The organism is Bacillus sp. sid0103, assembly GCF_019219025.1.
Genome location: NZ_JAHUWN010000015.1, coordinates 22,149 through 40,256, shown reverse-complemented (window position 1 = coordinate 40,256; position 18,108 = coordinate 22,149). Strand labels below are relative to the sequence as shown.

The 18,108-nt window shown below is 39.8% G+C and carries 16 protein-coding genes and 2 pseudogenes; 3 read left to right on the top strand and 15 right to left on the bottom strand.

Annotated features, from left to right (window positions below; translation table 11 throughout):
• Positions 1-20: 20 nt before the first annotated feature.
• Positions 21-668, top strand: a complete 648-nt coding sequence (locus KW850_RS17135) for a YhcN/YlaJ family sporulation lipoprotein (RefSeq protein WP_374226345.1) — start codon at positions 21-23, stop codon at positions 666-668.
• Positions 669-704: 36 nt separating this feature from the next.
• Here KW850_RS17135 and lipA read toward each other — a convergent pair whose 3' ends face one another.
• Positions 705-1,622 carry a lipoyl synthase gene (gene lipA / locus KW850_RS17130; protein WP_218348788.1) on the bottom strand — a complete coding sequence of 306 codons (918 nt, stop codon included), beginning with the start codon at positions 1,620-1,622 and terminating at the stop codon, positions 705-707.
• 203 nt (positions 1,623-1,825) lie between these two features.
• Here lipA and KW850_RS17125 point away from each other — a divergent pair, with 203 nt between their 5' ends.
• Positions 1,826-2,824 (top strand): M23 family metallopeptidase, encoded by a 999-nt coding sequence (locus KW850_RS17125; protein WP_308128819.1) that lies wholly within the window; start codon positions 1,826-1,828, stop codon positions 2,822-2,824.
• 21 nt (positions 2,825-2,845) lie between these two features.
• Here the strand turns inward: KW850_RS17125 and yunB are convergent, their stop codons facing one another.
• The 5 genes from yunB to KW850_RS17100 all read right to left on the bottom strand — a co-directional run bounded on the left by yunB (position 2,846) and on the right by KW850_RS17100 (position 7,206).
• Positions 2,846-3,643, bottom strand: coding sequence for a sporulation protein YunB (gene yunB, locus KW850_RS17120; RefSeq protein ID WP_218348787.1), 798 nt, complete (start codon positions 3,641-3,643; stop codon positions 2,846-2,848).
• Between the two features lie 145 nt (positions 3,644-3,788).
• On the bottom strand, positions 3,789-4,091 hold the full coding sequence (locus KW850_RS17115) for a YunC family protein (RefSeq protein ID WP_218348786.1): 303 nt from the start codon (positions 4,089-4,091) through the stop codon (positions 3,789-3,791).
• A gap of 68 nt (positions 4,092-4,159) precedes the next feature.
• Positions 4,160-5,512 (bottom strand): bifunctional metallophosphatase/5'-nucleotidase, encoded by a 1,353-nt coding sequence (locus KW850_RS17110; RefSeq protein WP_218348785.1) that lies wholly within the window; start codon positions 5,510-5,512, stop codon positions 4,160-4,162.
• Between the two features lie 6 nt (positions 5,513-5,518).
• Positions 5,519-6,340, bottom strand: a complete 822-nt coding sequence (locus KW850_RS17105; RefSeq protein ID WP_218348784.1) for a sulfite exporter TauE/SafE family protein — start codon at positions 6,338-6,340, stop codon at positions 5,519-5,521.
• Between the two features lie 20 nt (positions 6,341-6,360).
• On the bottom strand, positions 6,361-7,206 hold the full coding sequence (locus KW850_RS17100) for a DUF72 domain-containing protein (RefSeq protein ID WP_218348783.1): 846 nt from the start codon (positions 7,204-7,206) through the stop codon (positions 6,361-6,363).
• A 1,063-nt stretch (positions 7,207-8,269) separates the two neighbouring features.
• Here KW850_RS17100 and KW850_RS17095 point away from each other — a divergent pair.
• Complete coding sequence (locus KW850_RS17095; protein WP_218348782.1) at positions 8,270-8,869, top strand: restriction endonuclease; 600 nt, start codon at positions 8,270-8,272, stop codon at positions 8,867-8,869.
• Between the two features lie 750 nt (positions 8,870-9,619).
• On the opposite strand, the gene KW850_RS17090 is transcribed toward KW850_RS17095, so the two are convergent.
• The 9 genes and pseudogenes from KW850_RS17090 to KW850_RS17050 form a co-directional block, all read right to left on the bottom strand.
• Positions 9,620-11,041: an aldehyde dehydrogenase family protein gene (locus KW850_RS17090; RefSeq protein WP_098934786.1), complete on the bottom strand. Its 1,422-nt coding sequence runs from the start codon at positions 11,039-11,041 to the stop codon at positions 9,620-9,622.
• A 46-nt stretch (positions 11,042-11,087) separates the two neighbouring features.
• Positions 11,088-11,480, bottom strand: coding sequence for an acyl-CoA thioesterase (locus tag KW850_RS17085; protein WP_257208986.1), 393 nt, complete (start codon positions 11,478-11,480; stop codon positions 11,088-11,090).
• Positions 11,473-12,642, bottom strand: a complete 1,170-nt coding sequence (locus KW850_RS17080) for a thiolase family protein (RefSeq protein ID WP_098934788.1) — start codon at positions 12,640-12,642, stop codon at positions 11,473-11,475. Before KW850_RS17080 ends, KW850_RS17085 begins: the two co-directional genes overlap by 8 nt.
• Before the next feature lie 76 nt (positions 12,643-12,718).
• Positions 12,719-13,156: pseudogene (locus KW850_RS17075) on the bottom strand (SDR family oxidoreductase); the annotation flags it as partial.
• 114 nt (positions 13,157-13,270) lie between these two features.
• Positions 13,271-13,669 carry a PaaI family thioesterase gene (locus tag KW850_RS17070; RefSeq protein WP_256358312.1) on the bottom strand — a complete coding sequence of 133 codons (399 nt, stop codon included), beginning with the start codon at positions 13,667-13,669 and terminating at the stop codon, positions 13,271-13,273.
• Between the two features lie 25 nt (positions 13,670-13,694).
• Positions 13,695-14,021 carry a PaaI family thioesterase gene (locus KW850_RS17065; RefSeq protein ID WP_218348780.1) on the bottom strand — a complete coding sequence of 109 codons (327 nt, stop codon included), beginning with the start codon at positions 14,019-14,021 and terminating at the stop codon, positions 13,695-13,697.
• Between the two features lie 71 nt (positions 14,022-14,092).
• Positions 14,093-15,277, bottom strand: coding sequence for a thiolase family protein (locus tag KW850_RS17060; RefSeq protein ID WP_218349009.1), 1,185 nt, complete (start codon positions 15,275-15,277; stop codon positions 14,093-14,095).
• A 24-nt stretch (positions 15,278-15,301) separates the two neighbouring features.
• A pseudogene (locus KW850_RS17055) lies at positions 15,302-16,449 on the bottom strand (acyl-CoA dehydrogenase family protein).
• A 33-nt stretch (positions 16,450-16,482) separates the two neighbouring features.
• Positions 16,483-18,084 (bottom strand): long-chain-fatty-acid--CoA ligase, encoded by a 1,602-nt coding sequence (locus tag KW850_RS17050; RefSeq protein ID WP_218349008.1) that lies wholly within the window; start codon positions 18,082-18,084, stop codon positions 16,483-16,485.
• Positions 18,085-18,108: the final 24 nt, after the last annotated feature.

Here is an 18,108-nt window from a genome sequence, read left to right as displayed (position 1 = left end):
GGCTATTCTAAGAAGAGGAGGTGTTTAAGTTGAAAAAATTAGTCATAATCTTGGGATTATGTACACTAACAGCTTTAACAGGATGCACTAAGGATATGGGCAACCAAGATGTTTATGAAGAAAGTGGTAATACCATTAATGTAAACAATAAAAGGCATGACCTTTACAATGAAGGAGCCAGCCGAGGTATCCGTAATGTTAGTAACAATTATGGCTATGTCCGTCATCAAAAAAGTCCATTGATGAATGATAACACGGCTAATGACCATTATACTGCATTGGACCGTGAACAGGCTGCCAATATCATTAGTAAAATAAGTACAGATATTCCCAATGTCAACGATGTTGCTACACTCGTCACTGACCAAGAAGTATTAATTGCCTATAATACCGATTCAAAAGACCGCAATTTAACCGCTGATCAGGTGAAGAAAACAGCAATGTCCGTAGTACCAAGATATTACCATGTCTTCGTTACTGACAATAAAGTGTTAATGAGAGACGTAGAAAATCTGGCGAACCTTGATTCAACAAGCAGAAATGCCCGAAATTTGATTAATGGGCTAATTAAGCAAATGAAAAAATCACCACAAGGACAGCGAATTAATGACAGTGAAGATGAAAATGGATTAACATCTGATGATATTATGGGCAGAAATAATCAATAAAAGAAGAGTTCAGTCAAAGTGACTGAACTCTCGTTTTTATGCTTGTTTTGCTTCTTGTTCACCGAGCATTTGCTTGTGTTTTGCAGCTGCGTTAACTTGCTCGTCGGCATGATAGGAAGATCGGACAAGCGGACCTGCTTCACAGTGACTAAAGCCTTTACTTAACGCAATTTGCTGTAATTCTTTAAATTCATCTGGACTATAATATTTTTCAACCTTGAGATGACCTTTTGTCGGCTGTAAATATTGACCAATTGTCATAATGTCGACCTGATTTTCTCTTAAATCATCCATAACTTCAAGAATTTCTTCCTTTGTTTCCCCTAGTCCCACCATTAAGCTCGACTTCGTTGGGATATTGGGCTGCATTTCTTTTGCACGACGGAGGAACTCAAGAGAACGACCGTATTTTGCCCGGGCTCTTACTCTTGGCGTTAACCGTTTAACTGTCTCAATGTTATGATTTAAAATATCTGGTTTTGCGTCCATTAACAAACGTAAGTTTTCCTCTTTCCCGCCCATATCTGATGGAAGAACTTCAATGCTTGTAAAAGGATTTTTTCGGCGAATAGCTCTTACTGTTTCAGCAAATACAGCTGCTCCGCCGTCTCTTAGATCGTCACGGGCTACCGCAGTGACAACGACATGCTTTAAGTTCATCAATTGAACAGAGTCTGCCACTCTTTCTGGTTCCTGCCAATCCAGCTCGGTTGGCAGACCTGTCTTAACCGCGCAGAAACGGCATGCACGGGTACATGTATCACCAAGGATCATGAAGGTAGCCGTCCGTCTTACTGCCCAGCATTCATGAATATTAGGACAGCGTGCTTCTTCACAAACCGTGTGGAGATTTTTTTCACGCATCATTTTCTTCAAGCCCGTATAGGACTCATTTGTGTTTAGTTTTATTTTCAACCAATCCGGTTTTCTTAAAATTTCTTCTTTCTTACTCATCTATAGTTACACCCCTTGAAGCTAGAAATGGATCTTCTTTGTCACTTTAACATAATGAAAAAATATCGACAAGCAAATCGGATTATTTATCAGGACGAACTGTCTCGCTCTGGTAAAAAAACTTGTTTACCATTTATTAACCATTATGAAATGGTTTAGAAAACATAAACTAACCTTGTACATTAATTGGAAGGAGGATTCTTGTGCGGGCTGTTCTATTATTGGGAACTTTTCTTTTATTCTTTACCACTTCATGGTCTGTTACGGATGTTCAGGCAGCGCCTAATGAACCAAATCCATACCAAGAGCGAATGAAGCTGTATAAGAAAGTTGAAACAGTTACACAAATTCCTTGGTACTATTTAGCGGCCATTGATCAATACGAAAGAAGCATCCGCCAGGTCCGCAGAGACTTACCTAAACCAGATAGCGTCATTGGCATCTATTACCGTCCAGAAGAATGGGCTGGTTTAACAAATCCAAATCCTATGGAGGATAACCCAGCTGTCATCCAGTTTTTTGATGGAAAGGGTGTAGATGGAGACGGGGACGGGAAAGCAAGTCTTAAAAATGATGAGGATGTCCTCTATGCGTTTGCTAATTATCTCCTATCATACGGTGTCGATCATGATAATATAAAAATTGGCTTATGGAATTACTATCATCGCGATAAGACGGTTGGTATCATTGCTGGAAAAGCAAAAATATATAGGCATTTTGGGCGGATAGATTTAGATACACAGGTATTTCCTGTCCCAATTCGCAGCAATCACAGTTACCGGAGTACCTGGGGGTCAGCACGCGGCTGGGGAGGCCGGAGGATTCACGAAGGTACCGATATTTTTGCTGGTTATGGTGTTCCGGTTCGAGCTACAAACTATGGAATTATTGAAATGAAAGGCTGGAACAAGTTTGGTGGCTGGAGAATTGGAATTCGTGATATTAATAATACGTATCATTACTTCGCCCACTTAAGCGGTTTTGCGAAGGGCCTAAAAATTGGCCAAGTGGTCGAGCCAGGATTGGTGATTGGCGGTGTAGGAAGTTCCGGTTACGGCCCTCCGGGAACCTCAGGAAAATTCCCGCCCCATTTACATTATGGGATGTACAAAGACACCGGGGTAACAGAATGGTCTTTTGATCCCTACCCACATTTAGCGAAATGGAAGCGCATGGAACGGATGAATGCACGTAAAAAATAGGACTTTCCATTGTGGATAGTCCTATTTTTTCGTATCGGATTTTATGGTGGCTTCCTTTTGTTTATCAGGAAGTTGGATAGATGGCGTAATACCTTCGCCGCCGCCATTATAAAATTGCGGAACATCGCCTTGGATTAACGAACCGTCGACCGGAATGCTTTGAGTCAGCTTCGTTATCTTAGTAGCAAATGGAGTTATGATTTGGACAGATACTTCAATATGAATAGAAACATCGACCCAGGTATTATTAATCCCTACTTCTTTTGTCTCTATTTTTACATCTGGCTCCACTTCACCAATAGCATGAAACTTGACAGGAATTTTTGGGCCTAAATTTCCTAATAATGAAATATTGGTTGCTTGCCCTAGCGGTACGTACCAAATAATTCCGTCTTCCTTTTCAGAATTTTGCGTTTCAATTTCTACATCGGTTAATTGCTCAAGCGAAGAAAGATCACCTTTTTTGGCAGCTTTCAGGTTCTTTTGAATTTGTGCGGTTGTTTCCGCTAATACCCGATTTATATAAACAGTATTGAGCTTCACGTTTGATGCCTTTCCATTTTCACTCGGTAAAATCACAATGACATCATTGTTTTCCCCCGTATCTGTCGTCCGTTTCGTGATCGCTTTATTGATAACTAACGAAGCAATATTTCGGGTTTCAGAGGTTGCAATTCTCATTAAAGTTGGTTCAATCCCCTTATTGACAAGCCATAGACCTGTCGCAGTAGAAAAGAGAAAAAAGACAAACGTCAATAGCATAACATAACGGAAAGGCAACGGTCCTCTCTTCGGAAGCCGTCTGCGAAACTTCGCCAAAACAATCACCCCTTCAAGCTATATGTATGCTTTAAAAAAGGGAACTAGCCTAAAAATTAGCCAAAAATAATCTTATCTATACTCAACGATATTGCTAAGAAGTTTCTTCCATAAAAAAAAGCTTGCTTTTTAATAGCAAGCCTTTTTAGATCATTTTCATTAACGCGTCCTTGCCAATCATTCCAGGAAGAATACCTAACTCCTCCGCTTCAAGGGTAACCGACTCTAACGGGGCATTCAGAAGCTGCTCTATTGTCCTTACCCCAACAGCACGGCCGGCAATGATTTTGCGGTCCTTTAGTTTTTCGTTTAATAACCCAACATCTAAGGCACCGCACATGATATATCCTTTATCATTAGAGACTGATAACAAGGTTGTTTTAGGAAGCAACACTGAAACAGCAATAAACGTATGTCCATTTATAGTAACGGGTGAAAGATCAACCAAAGATTCCCCACACTCCTTTCCTCTCTAACACACATTATGATTAGAACAGAAAAAAAGTGTTTATGAACCTATGACTTCATTTGTAATTTCCACTTTAATATATCTCTAAGGAATTCCGGTAAGAAATACTTCTTTTCCTTATAAGGAAGAACATCCTTGAAAAAGTGGCCAAACGTAAACATATCTGGAAGGGCTAATGTGTAATTTCGTTGATGGTCTAACTCCTTCCCATCCACGAGAATGATTTCACCATTAAAGCTAATTTGGTCATAGACAAATATTCCTAAAAGCGTTCCTCTGAAACCCAGACCTTTAATATGTTTGTAAACTAACTCTTCCTTTTTTGTTTCCCACAATACCTTTTCTAATTCATCTCCAGTTAGTTCAACTACACATGGATTAATGGGATGCGGGCAGATTCTAAGTAAATCGTAAACTGTTACATCACCATTTAAAGGCCCTAAGAGGAGGCCAGCGTTAATCATTGCACAATCCGTGTTACACCATTCCCTTAATGCCTGGCAAAGCATTTTGGAAAACTCTGTTTCCTGAAACAGGTCAGTAGTTAACGGTTTTGGTAAGGTGGTTACTTTTTGATTTAATAAGGATTTTCCTTTTGTAAAAAAAGCATCGATTTGTTCCTGCTCTTTTTTTACAGATGGAAGTTCACTATGGTTATATAAGACGGCATCTTTCGTGATGATCATTTTTTGTTCGTTTATACAGAGCGTGACGTGCCCCACAAAATGTCCATACTTTCCGGCAGCCCCAAGTAGTGTTTCCCCCACCCATTCCCCTTCTTCAAGGAAATGATGGGTGTGTGCTCCAAGGATGACATCAATGTCAGGAAATTCTTCTGCGATCGATTCATCCTCATGGAGACCAAGATGGGAAAGTAAAATGATGAAGTCAGAATCCATCTTCATTTGTTTTATCCATTTTTTCAATTCTGTGATTGGTTCTGTTACATTCCAGCCCAGTAATCCGTAAAGATGTGGAAAGGGCGCGGTTAAACCAATGACTCCAACCCTTGTTCCCTTTTTCGTATGATAAACCTTATATGGCTTTACCCAATTAGGATAGCGCCCATCTTGGTAATAAAGGTTTGCTAAAAGAACATCAAACTGAGCATGATCATAGAGTTGATTTAAGTCATCAAAGGGGAGATTAACCCCTTCATTGTTGCCAATTGTTACAGCGGTATATTGGCATTCATTTAAAAGGTCTATATTTCCCTTCCCATGGTCGGCCTCAGTAAAAGGATGCCAGCGATCAATAAAATCACCAATATCAAAAAGAAACACATCGTCATTCGTTTGCAGATGAGTTTCTTGTTTTTCAGCTAGGAATTGCTTAATTCGCGGCCAATTTTCTAAGTGACTGTGGACATCATTTGTATGATAAATATGTATCGTTTCCATATATCCCTACCCAAAAATTCCTTGATAAATTAATCGAATACCAACGATGATAAGAATCGTTCGTAAAAGTAAGACAATCGTTTTGCTCTTAAGTTTTGTGTTTAAATAAACACCTATTTTAGCGCCAATCCAAGCACCGGGAACCAATGCTAGAGCATACATCCAATTAACATTTCCTAAGGAAATATGCGTAATTGAACTCAATAATGAAGTTGGTAAAATCATAAACATTGATGTCGCTACCGCGACATGCGGCGGAAAGAAGAACACCAATATCATCGTCGGAACCATTAAGGAACCACCGCCCACACCGAAAATCCCCGATAAAAAACCAACAATAAAGGCAATCAGGATGCCAATGAGTGGGTTATAACCGTATTCAAAAGTTTTTCCGGCCTTATCCGTAAACGTACGGATGATCCCCCGATCCTTCCGATAAGGCAATGGCTTTAATTTGTCCTTTAGTACTAAAATAATCGAGATAAAAATAATAAATAGCCCGAAAAAGATATTGAAGGTTTTCAAGTGTAAGCCTTCCGTTACCCAAGCGCCAAGGATACTCCCCGGACCGCTTCCGATAAGAAAAATTAAGCCGCTTTTATAATCAACGGTTTTGTGTTTCAGATAAGCCAAGGTCGACGACAAGCCGGTAAAAATCATCGTAAATAAGGATGTCCCCACCGCGACCTGAGGTGTTATATGACCAAAGGATGGTAGGGCGGATAAATAAAGTAACGAGGGCACAATGACAATCCCTCCTCCTAATCCAATGAGAGAGCCTAATGAGCTTGCTAATAGGCCGATAAAAACGATTAAGATCCATTCCATGTTTTCCTTCTCCTAACTTTTTATAGTAGATCTAACTGGCGTGGAGCAAGCCCCTTGTATTCGATTTGCAAAAGGTTAATCATTTCCTTCGCATTATCTGCCGCATCTCCGCCAGAATTGTTGTTAAAAAGGAGATAAACATCTCTTGAGTCCTTGGCTAATGCTTGAATAGAAACAGCCCATTCTTCCAATTCCTGTTGATTATAGCGGTAAAGATAACGAACCTCGCGCCAATCCACTCCCGTCCTTTTTTGCCAGCCATAGACATTTCGGCCATGAAAACGGACGAGAACTTTCTCTTGGGAGGTCGACTGCAATACCGTTGGAATCGAACCTTCTCCAGATTGAGGTTCATCACAGATACTATGGATCCATTTTTCTTCCGTCAAAAACTCGATTGTTTTTTGACGATACTGGGGTGCAAACCAGGATTGATGTCTGAACTCTAATGCACATGGGAGATCCCCCATTTCATGCTTACACCATCTTAAATATTGGACATTCTCTCTAGTACACATAAACCAGGGTGGGAATTGAAAGAGGGTCATCGCTAACTTATTTGTTTCTATGTATGGCTCGAGCGATTCTTTGAAAAGTCTAAACATCGCTTGTTTATTATCAAACGGAATTTCACCGCGCAAATGTCCGGTCATTCCTTGATAGGCTTTGACGATAAATTGGAAGCTGGCTGGTGTTTCATTGACCCACTTTTCAGCATTTCTTTTTGGCTGAATCGCATAAAAGGCCGAATCTACTTCTACAATTGGAAAATGGCCTGCATACGCCTTCAGTTTATCCCGCGAGGTAATGGGGCCGGGATATAAGCTGTCGTGGTCCCCCCAGCCTGTTACGCCGATATAGATCAAAAAAACTCACCTCCAACTATTAATAATAGCATAACCATTTTTGGATGGTGGTAATTTTTTGAATAGAGAAAAAGGTGGTTGGGTTGGTGACATAGTGAGGGTGGCGCCAGTGTTGTGGCGCTATCGCCAGTAAAGTGGTGCCATCCGCCAGTGTTTTGCGCAATCGCCAGTAGTGTGGCGCCATCCGTCAGTAATGCGACGCCATCCGCCAGTAATGCGACGCCGTCCGCCAGTAATGTGACGCCGTCCGCCAGTAATGTGACGCCATCCGCCAGTAATGTGGTTATTGAGAGAAACTTGACCTTATACGAGAGTAAGCCAACCCTATCCGAGAGTAACCCTATTTTTCAACACAAAAACCCGCCTGCCTCAAACGGCAAGCGGGTAATTTTTTTAAAAATATTAACCGATGGATCCTTCCATCTCGAGCTTGATTAATTTTGCTTTAACTGAACGAAATAATTTATAAAAAACACGGATAAACCTTGATATAAAGCAATTTCTTATAAATAGATTATAATACAGAATAAATTTATTTCGGCACGAAATCGGCACGGATATTCACCGCACAAAAACACATGTAGCAAGGGGTTTAAGTGTATTTTTCTTTTACTCATGAAATTTCAGCCTAATATTATTTTAATAAATGATTAAAAAGCTAAACTAGACGGGCTGAATTTCCCTTGGTTCAGTTCCGAAATATGAAACAATAAACCAAATACCTGAATAATATACAGTTCTATATGTTTCGTGGTCAGAATGTAATCAAAGAAACAGGGTGCCTCCAAATAACAAAGGGGGCATCTATTTGTATGTATTATTACATCATGCCGCCCATTCATTTGGTTTTGTAATAAGGAGAAATAATACTAAAAAGATCGCTTTTTATCGCTGTTTTCCCAAGTTTCCTTTAATGTTTTTCTAATAAAAATAAAATGTTAGGAGGACTAACAGGAGGACATGCACTTTTAAAATTTACTGCCTTTATAAATCAATTATTAACTAATATCCGTATATTTTTCAATTGAAGTGATAATGCTTACAATTGAGGTGATATTAATATATGGAATATTTAATTATTGCGGTTCTATTAGGATTACTCATTTTTCAGTGGAAAAATCGACGTAGTTTAAAAGATGAAGAATACTTTAAACAAATCACGGTGACAGAAGAATTTAAAAAAACAATTGCATTGGGACTTTATCAAAGGTTTTGCAAAGAAGTAGAAGAAAAAAGATATTCCCCCACATTTTTAAAAAGTGATCCCTTAGACTTTGAACATTTTATTGCTGATGTATTAAAACATAAGTACGGATTTGAAGCCTTTGTGACCAAAAGCTCAGGAGACTTTGGGATTGACATAGAGCATGGAGTGGGGGTCGGCAAGGTATTAGGTCAAGTCAAGTGTTATCGGGAAGATATGGGCTATGAACCGATTGCCATTCTACATTCCAATATGGTTAAACAAAATGCATCAAGAGGATATGTTGTTTCGACCGCAGGATTCAACGAAAATGCTATTTCCTATGCCGAAGGATTAAACATCGACTTAATCAATGGGATCGATCTAGTTGAAATGTGGATTAATCATAAAAGCCCTATAGCTAAAACCATTGAATATCAACCTTTTAAAAATGATAAGTCGGATACCATGAGCATGTAGAATCAACTATGAAGAAAAGCGGATGTTACATCTGCTGTTTTTTGATTCCTTATCCGCAATAATTTCTACTGTGCTGAGGTTAGTCTTTCCACAGACCTGAACCGCAGTTATCAATCGGCATTGAGCATTACTCACGTTAATTGATTTGCTTATTAAATAGCAATCACAAAAACCCTAGAAGCGGTGATATAACGCAATTTCTAGGGTTTTTTATTTTTACTCTGTTTAGTAGAATTTTGTGTTCTCCCCCAAAGAAATGAGGGGAAGTTTTAAAACTAAATTATTCAAGTGAACAGACGTATACTCTTTGTAAAAATCCTACCAACAATTGTCACCACACGAGTTTTTAGGCACGAAATGAAAAAAGAAAAGCCCTGGTATCAGGGCCTTTTTGATATTCTGTGAAGGAATCGAACCTGTGACCTCATCCCAGCCAAGGAAGTGAAGTATTTAGGATTATAACAGATATATTGAGAAAATACTTTGAAATGAATAATGCAAACTATTCTTGGGCTATTTCTTCGCCATTTCTTTATCGATTATGGATGATGCAGCTAATGTGTGAGGAGAAAGTTTCAGTATAGTAGGTTGTTAATCAGAACAAATTACTTTTTATTCATAAAAAAACACCAGGTATCTTTTTAAACTGATGACAGTATCTGGAGATACCTGGCGTTTGAAAATAACTAATATAGGTAATCTGTGAGTTTATAAACACATTATTATAATAATTCAATCTATTATTTATGTTTATAATTGATTCCAAACGACAAGTTTCGTTTCAGTCATTTCAAGGATTGCATATTTCAAACCTTCTTTACCCGTGCCGCTTTCTTTTACGCCACCATATGGCATTTGGTCTACACGGTAAGTTGGAATATCGTTAATCATGACACCGCCTACTTCAAACTCTTTAGAAGCTCTGAATGCTGTTTGAATGTCATTTGTGAAAATCCCTGCTTGTAGGCCATAATTTGAATCATTAATTGCTGCAATTCCTTCTTCTACAGAAGAAATATTGTTCACAACTACAATTGGTGCAAAAACTTCCTGGCAAGATACCTTTAGAGTGGAGTCTACATTCTTTAAAATGGTTGGCATGAAGACTCCATTTTTAATATTGCCACCTGTTACGATTTCAGCACCGTTCTCCACCGCTTCTTGTACCCAGCTAAGTGCTCGTTCTTGTTCATCGGGATTGATCATTGCAGAAATATCCGTTGTTTCTGCAAGTGGGCTTCCAATGACTAACTTCTTAGTAGCATTTGTAAATTGTTCAATAAATTCATCGAATAATTCATCCATTACATAGGTGCGTTGTAATGAAATACAAACCTGACCTTGGTTTGAAAAAGCCCCATTAACACATTTAGGAACGATTTGGGATAAATCAACATTTTTGTCGATAATTAAACCAGCGTTCGATCCTAGTTCAAGAGCGACTTTTTTCAAGCCAGCTTTGTTGCGAATACCAATCCCAACAGCAGGGCTGCCAGTGAATGTAATCATTTTTACTTTTTCACTTGTAACCAATGAATCACCAACGGTTCTACCACTACCTGTAATAACGTTAAATGCGCCTTTAGGTAAAGCTGTTTGATCAATTAATTCAGCTAAAAACAATGCTGAAAGAGGCGTTTGCGATGCAGGCTTAAGAACGATTGTATTTCCGGCTGCAATCGCAGGTCCCACTTTATGTGCTACTAAGTTTTGCGGGAAGTTAAATGGTGTAATGGCTCCAATTACACCAATTGGTTGCTCTATCGTGTAACCGAAGCGATTTGCTCCGTTTTTCGCAGCATCCATAGGAATCATTTCTCCAGTTAAACGTTTTGCTTCTTCTGCCGAGAATTTATAGGTTTCAATCGTACGATCTATTTCACCTAATGCGAACTTTATTGGCTTTGCTGCTTCTAAGGAGATAATTTCAGCTGCCTTTAATCTATTTTCAAGTAACAAACTGACTAGTTTTTCTAATATTTCAGCCTTTTCATAAGCTGTAAGACTTGCCATTACTTCTCGATTCTTATAAGCAGCATCAATGGCGGAAGCTACTTGCTCTTTAGAGGCTTGAGGAATCTCAGCAATTTTCTCTTCTGAATAGGGAGAATGTAAATCTATATATTTTTCAGATTCATGCCATTCACCATTAAAATACAATTTCTTTTTCACTATATCTCACACCTTTTTTTATATTATCGTTTGTACCCTACCAGCATTAGTCTAAAATTGAAAAATTCTGCGCAATTTCATTCACCACAGGTATACTCTTTCTTAAATTCGTATCAAACATCACTGAGGTTACAGTTGCTTCTGTAATAAGTTCTTCTAATTGATTATAAATTTTTTGTTCGAATACAAAACTCTTAGTACCTAGTTTTTTGGGATGAGTGATAATTATAAGAGTATCTCCTAGTCTAGCTTCTTTCAGAAACATAATATCTAGCTTAAGGATCACGGTCCCTATTTTCTTTCTTCGCATTTCCTCATAGGAAATTCCCGCTTTCATGTACCAAGCTCCTCGAGCATCCTCTAGGAAGGAAACAAAGGAAGGAAGGGGAGGCAGTAGTTGCCTCCTATTCCTATGAATCTCTGTTTTGATATTATTCACGCTCGATGATAGTGGCGATTCCTTGACCACCGCCGATACAAGCGGTAATCAAAGCATATCTTCCTTCGGAGCGTTCTAATTCATATACTGCTTTCGTGATCAGGATTGCACCAGTGGCCCCAAGCGGATGACCATGAGCAATAGCCCCACCGTTAACGTTTACTTTTTCCAAATCCATTTCAAGCTCGCGATTACAAGCTAAAACTTGAGCTGCAAAAGCTTCGTTGATTTCGATCAGGTCAATCGCATCTAGGTGTAGACCAGATTTTTCTAGTACCTTTCGGACTGCAGGAACGGGACCTATTCCCATAATGTTAGGGTCAACACCCGCAACAGCATAGTCACGAATAACTGCTAATGGAGTTAGATTTAATTCCTCAGCTTTTTCTCTTGACATTATGACCAGAGCAGAGGCTGCATCATTTAATCCTGAACTGCTTCCAGCTGTCACCGTTCCACCTTTAAGAAATGCCGGCTGAAGTTTTGTCAATCCTTCGATGGTTGTTTGCGGTCTAGGGTGCTCGTCGGTATTAAAAATAACTGGCTCTCCCTTTTTTACCGGAATCGTTATCGGCACAATTTGTTCGTCAAATCGGCCTTCTTTCATCGCTACCGCCATACGTCTCTGGCTTTGAAGCGAAAATTCGTCTTGCTCTTCTCTCGTAATCTGATATTTTTCTGCTAGGTTTTCGGCGGTTATACCCATCGGTGGATTTCCTGCTTCTTCTGTAGAAACCTGTAATTTAATAAATCTTGGCGGTTCAGCATGAAATGGTTTTTCTGGACGGGCCATCAAATAGGGAGCACGGCTCATACTTTCAGTTCCACCAGCTATATAGATGTCACCATCACCTGCCCGAATCGCCTGGGCTGCAAGATTGACGGCATTAATGCCAGAACCACATTGCCGATCTACTGTTAAACCGGGTAAGTCAATCGATAACCCTGTTTGCAATGCTGATAATCTTGCAATATTTCCGCCGCCTGACAACACATTACCAAAAATAACATCATCGACCATTTCAGGTTTGAGTTTCGCTCTATTTAATGCCTCTTTGATAACCTCTGCACCTATTACGTGAGCAGGGACACTCGCTAGGGCCCCTCCTTGCCTGCCAATCGCTGTACGTACGGCAGAAACGATTACTGCATCTCTTTTCATCTATTATTTTCACCTCTATTTTTATTTAAAAGCTTTTGTATATTTTCTAGGAGTCTTGTATTATCTGTATTTTTTCTTACATCGCATGTGCGCCGCCATCAACAACTAATATATCCCCAGTTACAAAATTAGAAGCTGGTGCCGCTAAGAAAAGTGCAACTCCTTTTATATCGGAATCTGAACCAAATTTTCGTAATGGTGTGCCTTCAAGAATGGCTTCTCCGCCTTTATCCAGTAAACCATTAGACATTTTCGTTGGAAAAAATCCTGGAGCAATGGCATTAACATAAATACCATGTGGTCCCCATTTCACTGCTAAATCCTTAGTAAAAGTTACCACAGCGCCTTTACTCGCGTTATAGCCAATTGCATTCATATATTTAGGATTGCTTCCTTGCAGACCTGCTACAGAGGCAATATTGATAATTTTTCCTGATTTTTGTTCCAGCATCACTTTTCCAACTGCCTGTGACATTAAGAACGTGCCTGTAGCATTTACATTCAGCACCCTTTTCGACAATTTTTTCATTGATATAGTAGAAACATATTTCTTGAACCTACTATCACTATTTTTGATGAATGGATACAAAAAATCTTATATTAATCTAGTATTTTTTAGGAAAAATTTTTATTCCGATTGTCTAAGTATCTTATAGACACCTGTTCCTTTTGCAATAAGCTGATGATTTTCATCTAATATTTCTGATTCAATCGTCGCTAATTTATATCCCTGTTGGAGTACCTTTGCCCGAGCAAAGAGATCTCCAGTGTTTGTTGGGGCAAAATAATGTACATCCAAATTCACTGCTGATACAGAAGTATGATATATTTTGCGCAGATGAATGGTTTGGACCATATCAAGCATGGAGGCATGAACTCCTCCATGAAGAGAATTATTTGTGTTGAATAGTTCTTTCTTTACTTCCAGCTTTAGTGATAGTTCATCTTCATGTCCGCTTACGATTTCAAATCCGATATGATTAAAAAAAGGGTTTTTATTAATTCCTTTAAACATTTCTTTTTCCATCACCTTCAACATATTCCCCCCTTCTCTACCCCTTTTTAATAGGAGTTGCTTTAAAGGTTCCAATCCCCTTAGCAATTAGAACTCCGTCTTGTGAAAAGATCATTCCCTCTGCAGTTACATATTTACCCTCTTGATTCAATATTTTCGTTTCCGCTTGATAATGTTCTCTCGGCGAAAGGTCGAAAAATGATAGATTTAGATTAATCGTAGTAGCAAACGAGTTTGTTTCCACAGAGATGGTAGCACCCATAGAAATATCAATCATGGTTGAAAAAACACCAGGATGAATCGTACCATCGTCCTGGAGTAAATGCTGCTGCAAGGATAAATCTAGTTCAAACTTATCAGTCATTGTGCTAGTAAACCCCATATAATCAATAAAAGTTGATGATGTTTTGGCTTTGTTCAATTCCATATTCCTTTCTATAGGACCTCGACCATCAATGCCATTCCTTGGCCGCCACCGACGCAAAGAGTAGCGATTCCTCTCTTTTTACCACGGCGTATTAGTTCGTGAATTAAGGTCGTACTAATCTTTGCTCCCGTTGCTCCAAGTGGATGACCAAGCGCAATAGCTCCTCCATTTACGTTTACTTTCGCTATATCTAATTGTAATTCGCGAATAACAGCTAATGACTGCGAAGCGAATGCTTCATTCAACTCAATTAAATCGATATCTTCCAGAGTAAAGTTTGTTCTTTCCAAAAGCTTCTTAACCGCTGGTACAGGGCCAATTCCCATGACTTCTGGAGAAACCCCTACCGCCGTCCAATCAACAATTTTAGCAAGCGGTTTCAATCCCAATTTTTCAGCATTATTGGCAGATGTGAGCACTAATGCAGCTGCACCATCATTCCTGCCGCAGGCATTGCCAGCCGTAACGGTGCCATTTTCTTTAAATGCAGGCCGAAGTTTGCTCAGCGCTGCAAAAGTTGTTTCAGGTCTTGGATGTTCATCAACCGTAAAGGTAAAGGAACTTTTTTTGCTGTTTATCACAACCGGAACGATTTCATCCTGGAAGTGGTTATTTTTTATCGCAGCAGCAGCCCTTAATTGACTTTCAAGCGAAAAAGCATCCTGGTCTTCTCGTGAAATCGAAAATCTCTCCGCTACATTTTCTGCTGTTATCCCCATTCCAAGGTCATTACCATAGATTTCAACAGGCTGTTGACCAGCTTCTGTGTTCGAATCAACCAACTTCGCTTGGTCTCCGCCAAAGCGGGAGTTTCTTAGATAAATAGGGGCATTGCTCAAGCTCTCTGTTCCACCGGCAACAACGATTTCTGCTTGCCCGAAAGCAATTTGCTGAGCACCTGAACAAATAGCCTGCATACCGGATGCACATAAGCGGTTAATCGTAAACGCAGCTGCACTTTCAGAAACCCCTGCCCTCAACGCTGCCACTCTGGCCACATTCGAAGATTCGGTAGTCTGTCTTACTTCTCCCAAGATGACTTCATCGACTTGATCCGCTGAAATACCAGCCCTGTTTATAGCCTCTTTAATGGCAATTGAAGCGAGCTGTCCGGAATTAAGGCTTTTTAATGCGCCGCCATACCTTCCGACAGGTGTACGAACGGCACTTAAAATAACAATCTCTTCCACTATGAAATCCCTCCTAGATAAATTAATTTAGCTATATTCTTTTTCTAATTGTGCTGCAATGATATTTTTCTGGATTTCAGATGTGCCCTCATAGATTCTGGTAATCCTGGCATCACGATAGTAGCGTTCAACAGGATAGTCGGCGATATAACCCAAACCCCCATGAATTTGCACAGCTTTATCTGCCACACGGTTATACACCTCTGAACCATAAAGCTTCAGCATAGCCGCTTCTTTGATAACCTTCATTCCTGAATCAACCATCCAAGCCACACGGTAGGTAAAGGAACGGAGCGCTTCAATTTCAACCGCCATTTCTGCAAGCATGTGGCTGACTGCCTGATTCTTGATGATTGGTTTACCAAATTGGATTCGTTCTTTAGCATATCTGGTCGACATTTCTAATAGTTTTTGACAGGATCCGAGATTTCGTGAAGCAAGACCTGCTCGGCCATTTGCTAAAATTTTGAGAGCATTTACATATCCCTGTCCTTCTGAGCCCAGTACATTTTCCACTGGAACTTCGCAATCTTCAAAAATTAATTCCGCTGAATGTGAACCTCTTAAACCCATCTTTTTTTCCACTGCTCCGACCTGAAACCCAGGGAAATCTTTTTCCACAATAAACGAGGTAATGCCTTTAGCCCCTTTTTCAGGATCTGTAACAGCCATGACCGTAAATACACTTGCCTCAGTGGCATTTGTAATGTAATGCTTCAGGCCATTTAAGATGTATTTATCCCCCCTTCTTACAGCCGTAGTTTTTAAATTTGCCGCATTTGAACCAGCATCAGGTTCAGTCAATGCAAATGCTCCCAGTTTTTCTCCGCTTGCCATATCAGGGAGAAACATTTTCTTTTGCAGTTCATTTCCCATTTCCACGATTCCTACGGTTCCAATGCCTGTATGAGCCCCAATTAATGTGGTATAGCCATTATGTGTTTGCCCAATTTCCTCGTACAAAGCACATTTACCCACCATGCCTATCCCAAGGCCGCCATACTCTTCAGGGATACTTAACCCAAACAGCCCTAACTCCTTTGAGAGATTGATAATTCTTTCTGGAATATGGTTTTCTTCTTCAATTTGCATCGCAACCGCTTCAACCTCGGTTTGAATAAAATCTCTGACGTCGATTTCATAAACAGAATATCTTCGTTAAGTTCAAAGTTCATGGATAGCACCCCTAGTTCAGCTAAAGTTATCGGTTAAACCATTTTCTTTGATTCGTCTAAAAGGATTCGTTTCAAAACCTTACCAACCGTATTCCGCGGCAAGGCTTCGATGATCTCAAATTGCTTTGGCACTTTGTAACGGGTTAAGAGTTGGTAGCAATGCTCCCTTAACTCATTGATGTTTATACCCTTGCCTTCCTTGGGTACAATAAAGGCTTTAACAAGTTCTCCTGCTTCTCTGTCAGGTATCCCTACTACCGCTGCCTCAAGGACATCGGGGTGTTCATATAACACACCTTCGACCTCCTGCGGGTAAACGTTAAAGCCGCCGACAATAATCATTTCTTTTTTCCGGCCGACAATATAAAAATATCCATCTTCATCCATTGTGGCTAAATCACCGGTATAGAGCCAGCCATCCCGTAAGGATAGATTCGTTTCTTCAGGCTTATTCCAATAACCTAACATCACCTGGGGACCTTTTATTAATAGTTCCCCAACAGTTTTTTCCGGAAGATTCTCCCCATGATCATCGACAATCCGGCAGTCTGTTTTCGGCAGAGGAATACCAATACTGCCGACCTTCATCAAGCCATCCGGCGGATTTCGGTGGGTCGATGGAGAAGTTTCAGAAAGCCCATAGCCTTCGCGAATGGAGGCACCTGTTAACCCCTCAAACTTCTTCAAGACTTCTATTGGCAATGGTGCCGAACCACTTGAACAGGTTTTAAAACAGGTTAAATCATACCTATCAATTTCAGGGTAATTAACAAATGCATTGTACATTTTTGGAACACCTGGAAAGAAGGTTGGTCTGTGAGTTTGAATGAGCTTAAGGACTTTTTCGATTTCAAACTTGTTGACTAACAGATTTGCTGCCCCAATGTAAATGGCAAGGTTCATCCCGCTTGTCATCCCATACACATGATATAAGGGCGTCGCCGTTAAGATGGTTTCTTCGCCAAAAAACATGATTGCACCATATAAAGCTTTACTTTGAAGGACATTCGCCACTAAATTATAATGTGTCAGCATGGCCCCTTTCTTTTTCCCTGTCGTTCCACCAGTATATTGAATGACGGCAATGTCCTGTTGGGCATTAATCAAACATGAATCAACCAGTGGATTGAAGCAGTTTATTAACTCGTGAATACTGTAAATGCCATCTTTTTTTGATGAAAGTTCTGTAACAAATAATCCTTTAAAAGCATAGGAATTTTTTAGTTGTGATATTTTTTCAAGACTCTGTGGTTCTGTAACTAAATAATTCATTTGTGCATCATGAAGTATTTCCAGAAGTTCTCTTGGGGTATAAAGCGGATTAATCTGAACGACAATCATTCCTAGCTTCAATGCAGCATAATAGGAAATCACATAGAAGGGATGGTTGGATACCATTAAACCAAGCCGATCCCCTTTTTTAACTCCTAGGTTTCTCCAGGCAGCTGCTAGTCGGTCGACCTGATCTTTTAACTGCTTGTACGTCAAGCTATCCTCATCGTAAATGATAGCGGTCTTGTCACTATATTTCCTTGTCGTATCTTCCAAAAGTGAATACAAACTAACTTCTGGGATATGAAAGGAAAGAATCGTCGTCTCGGGGTATTGTTCCATCCAGGGACGTTCGTGCTCCATAATCAAATCTTTCACCTCTCCAAA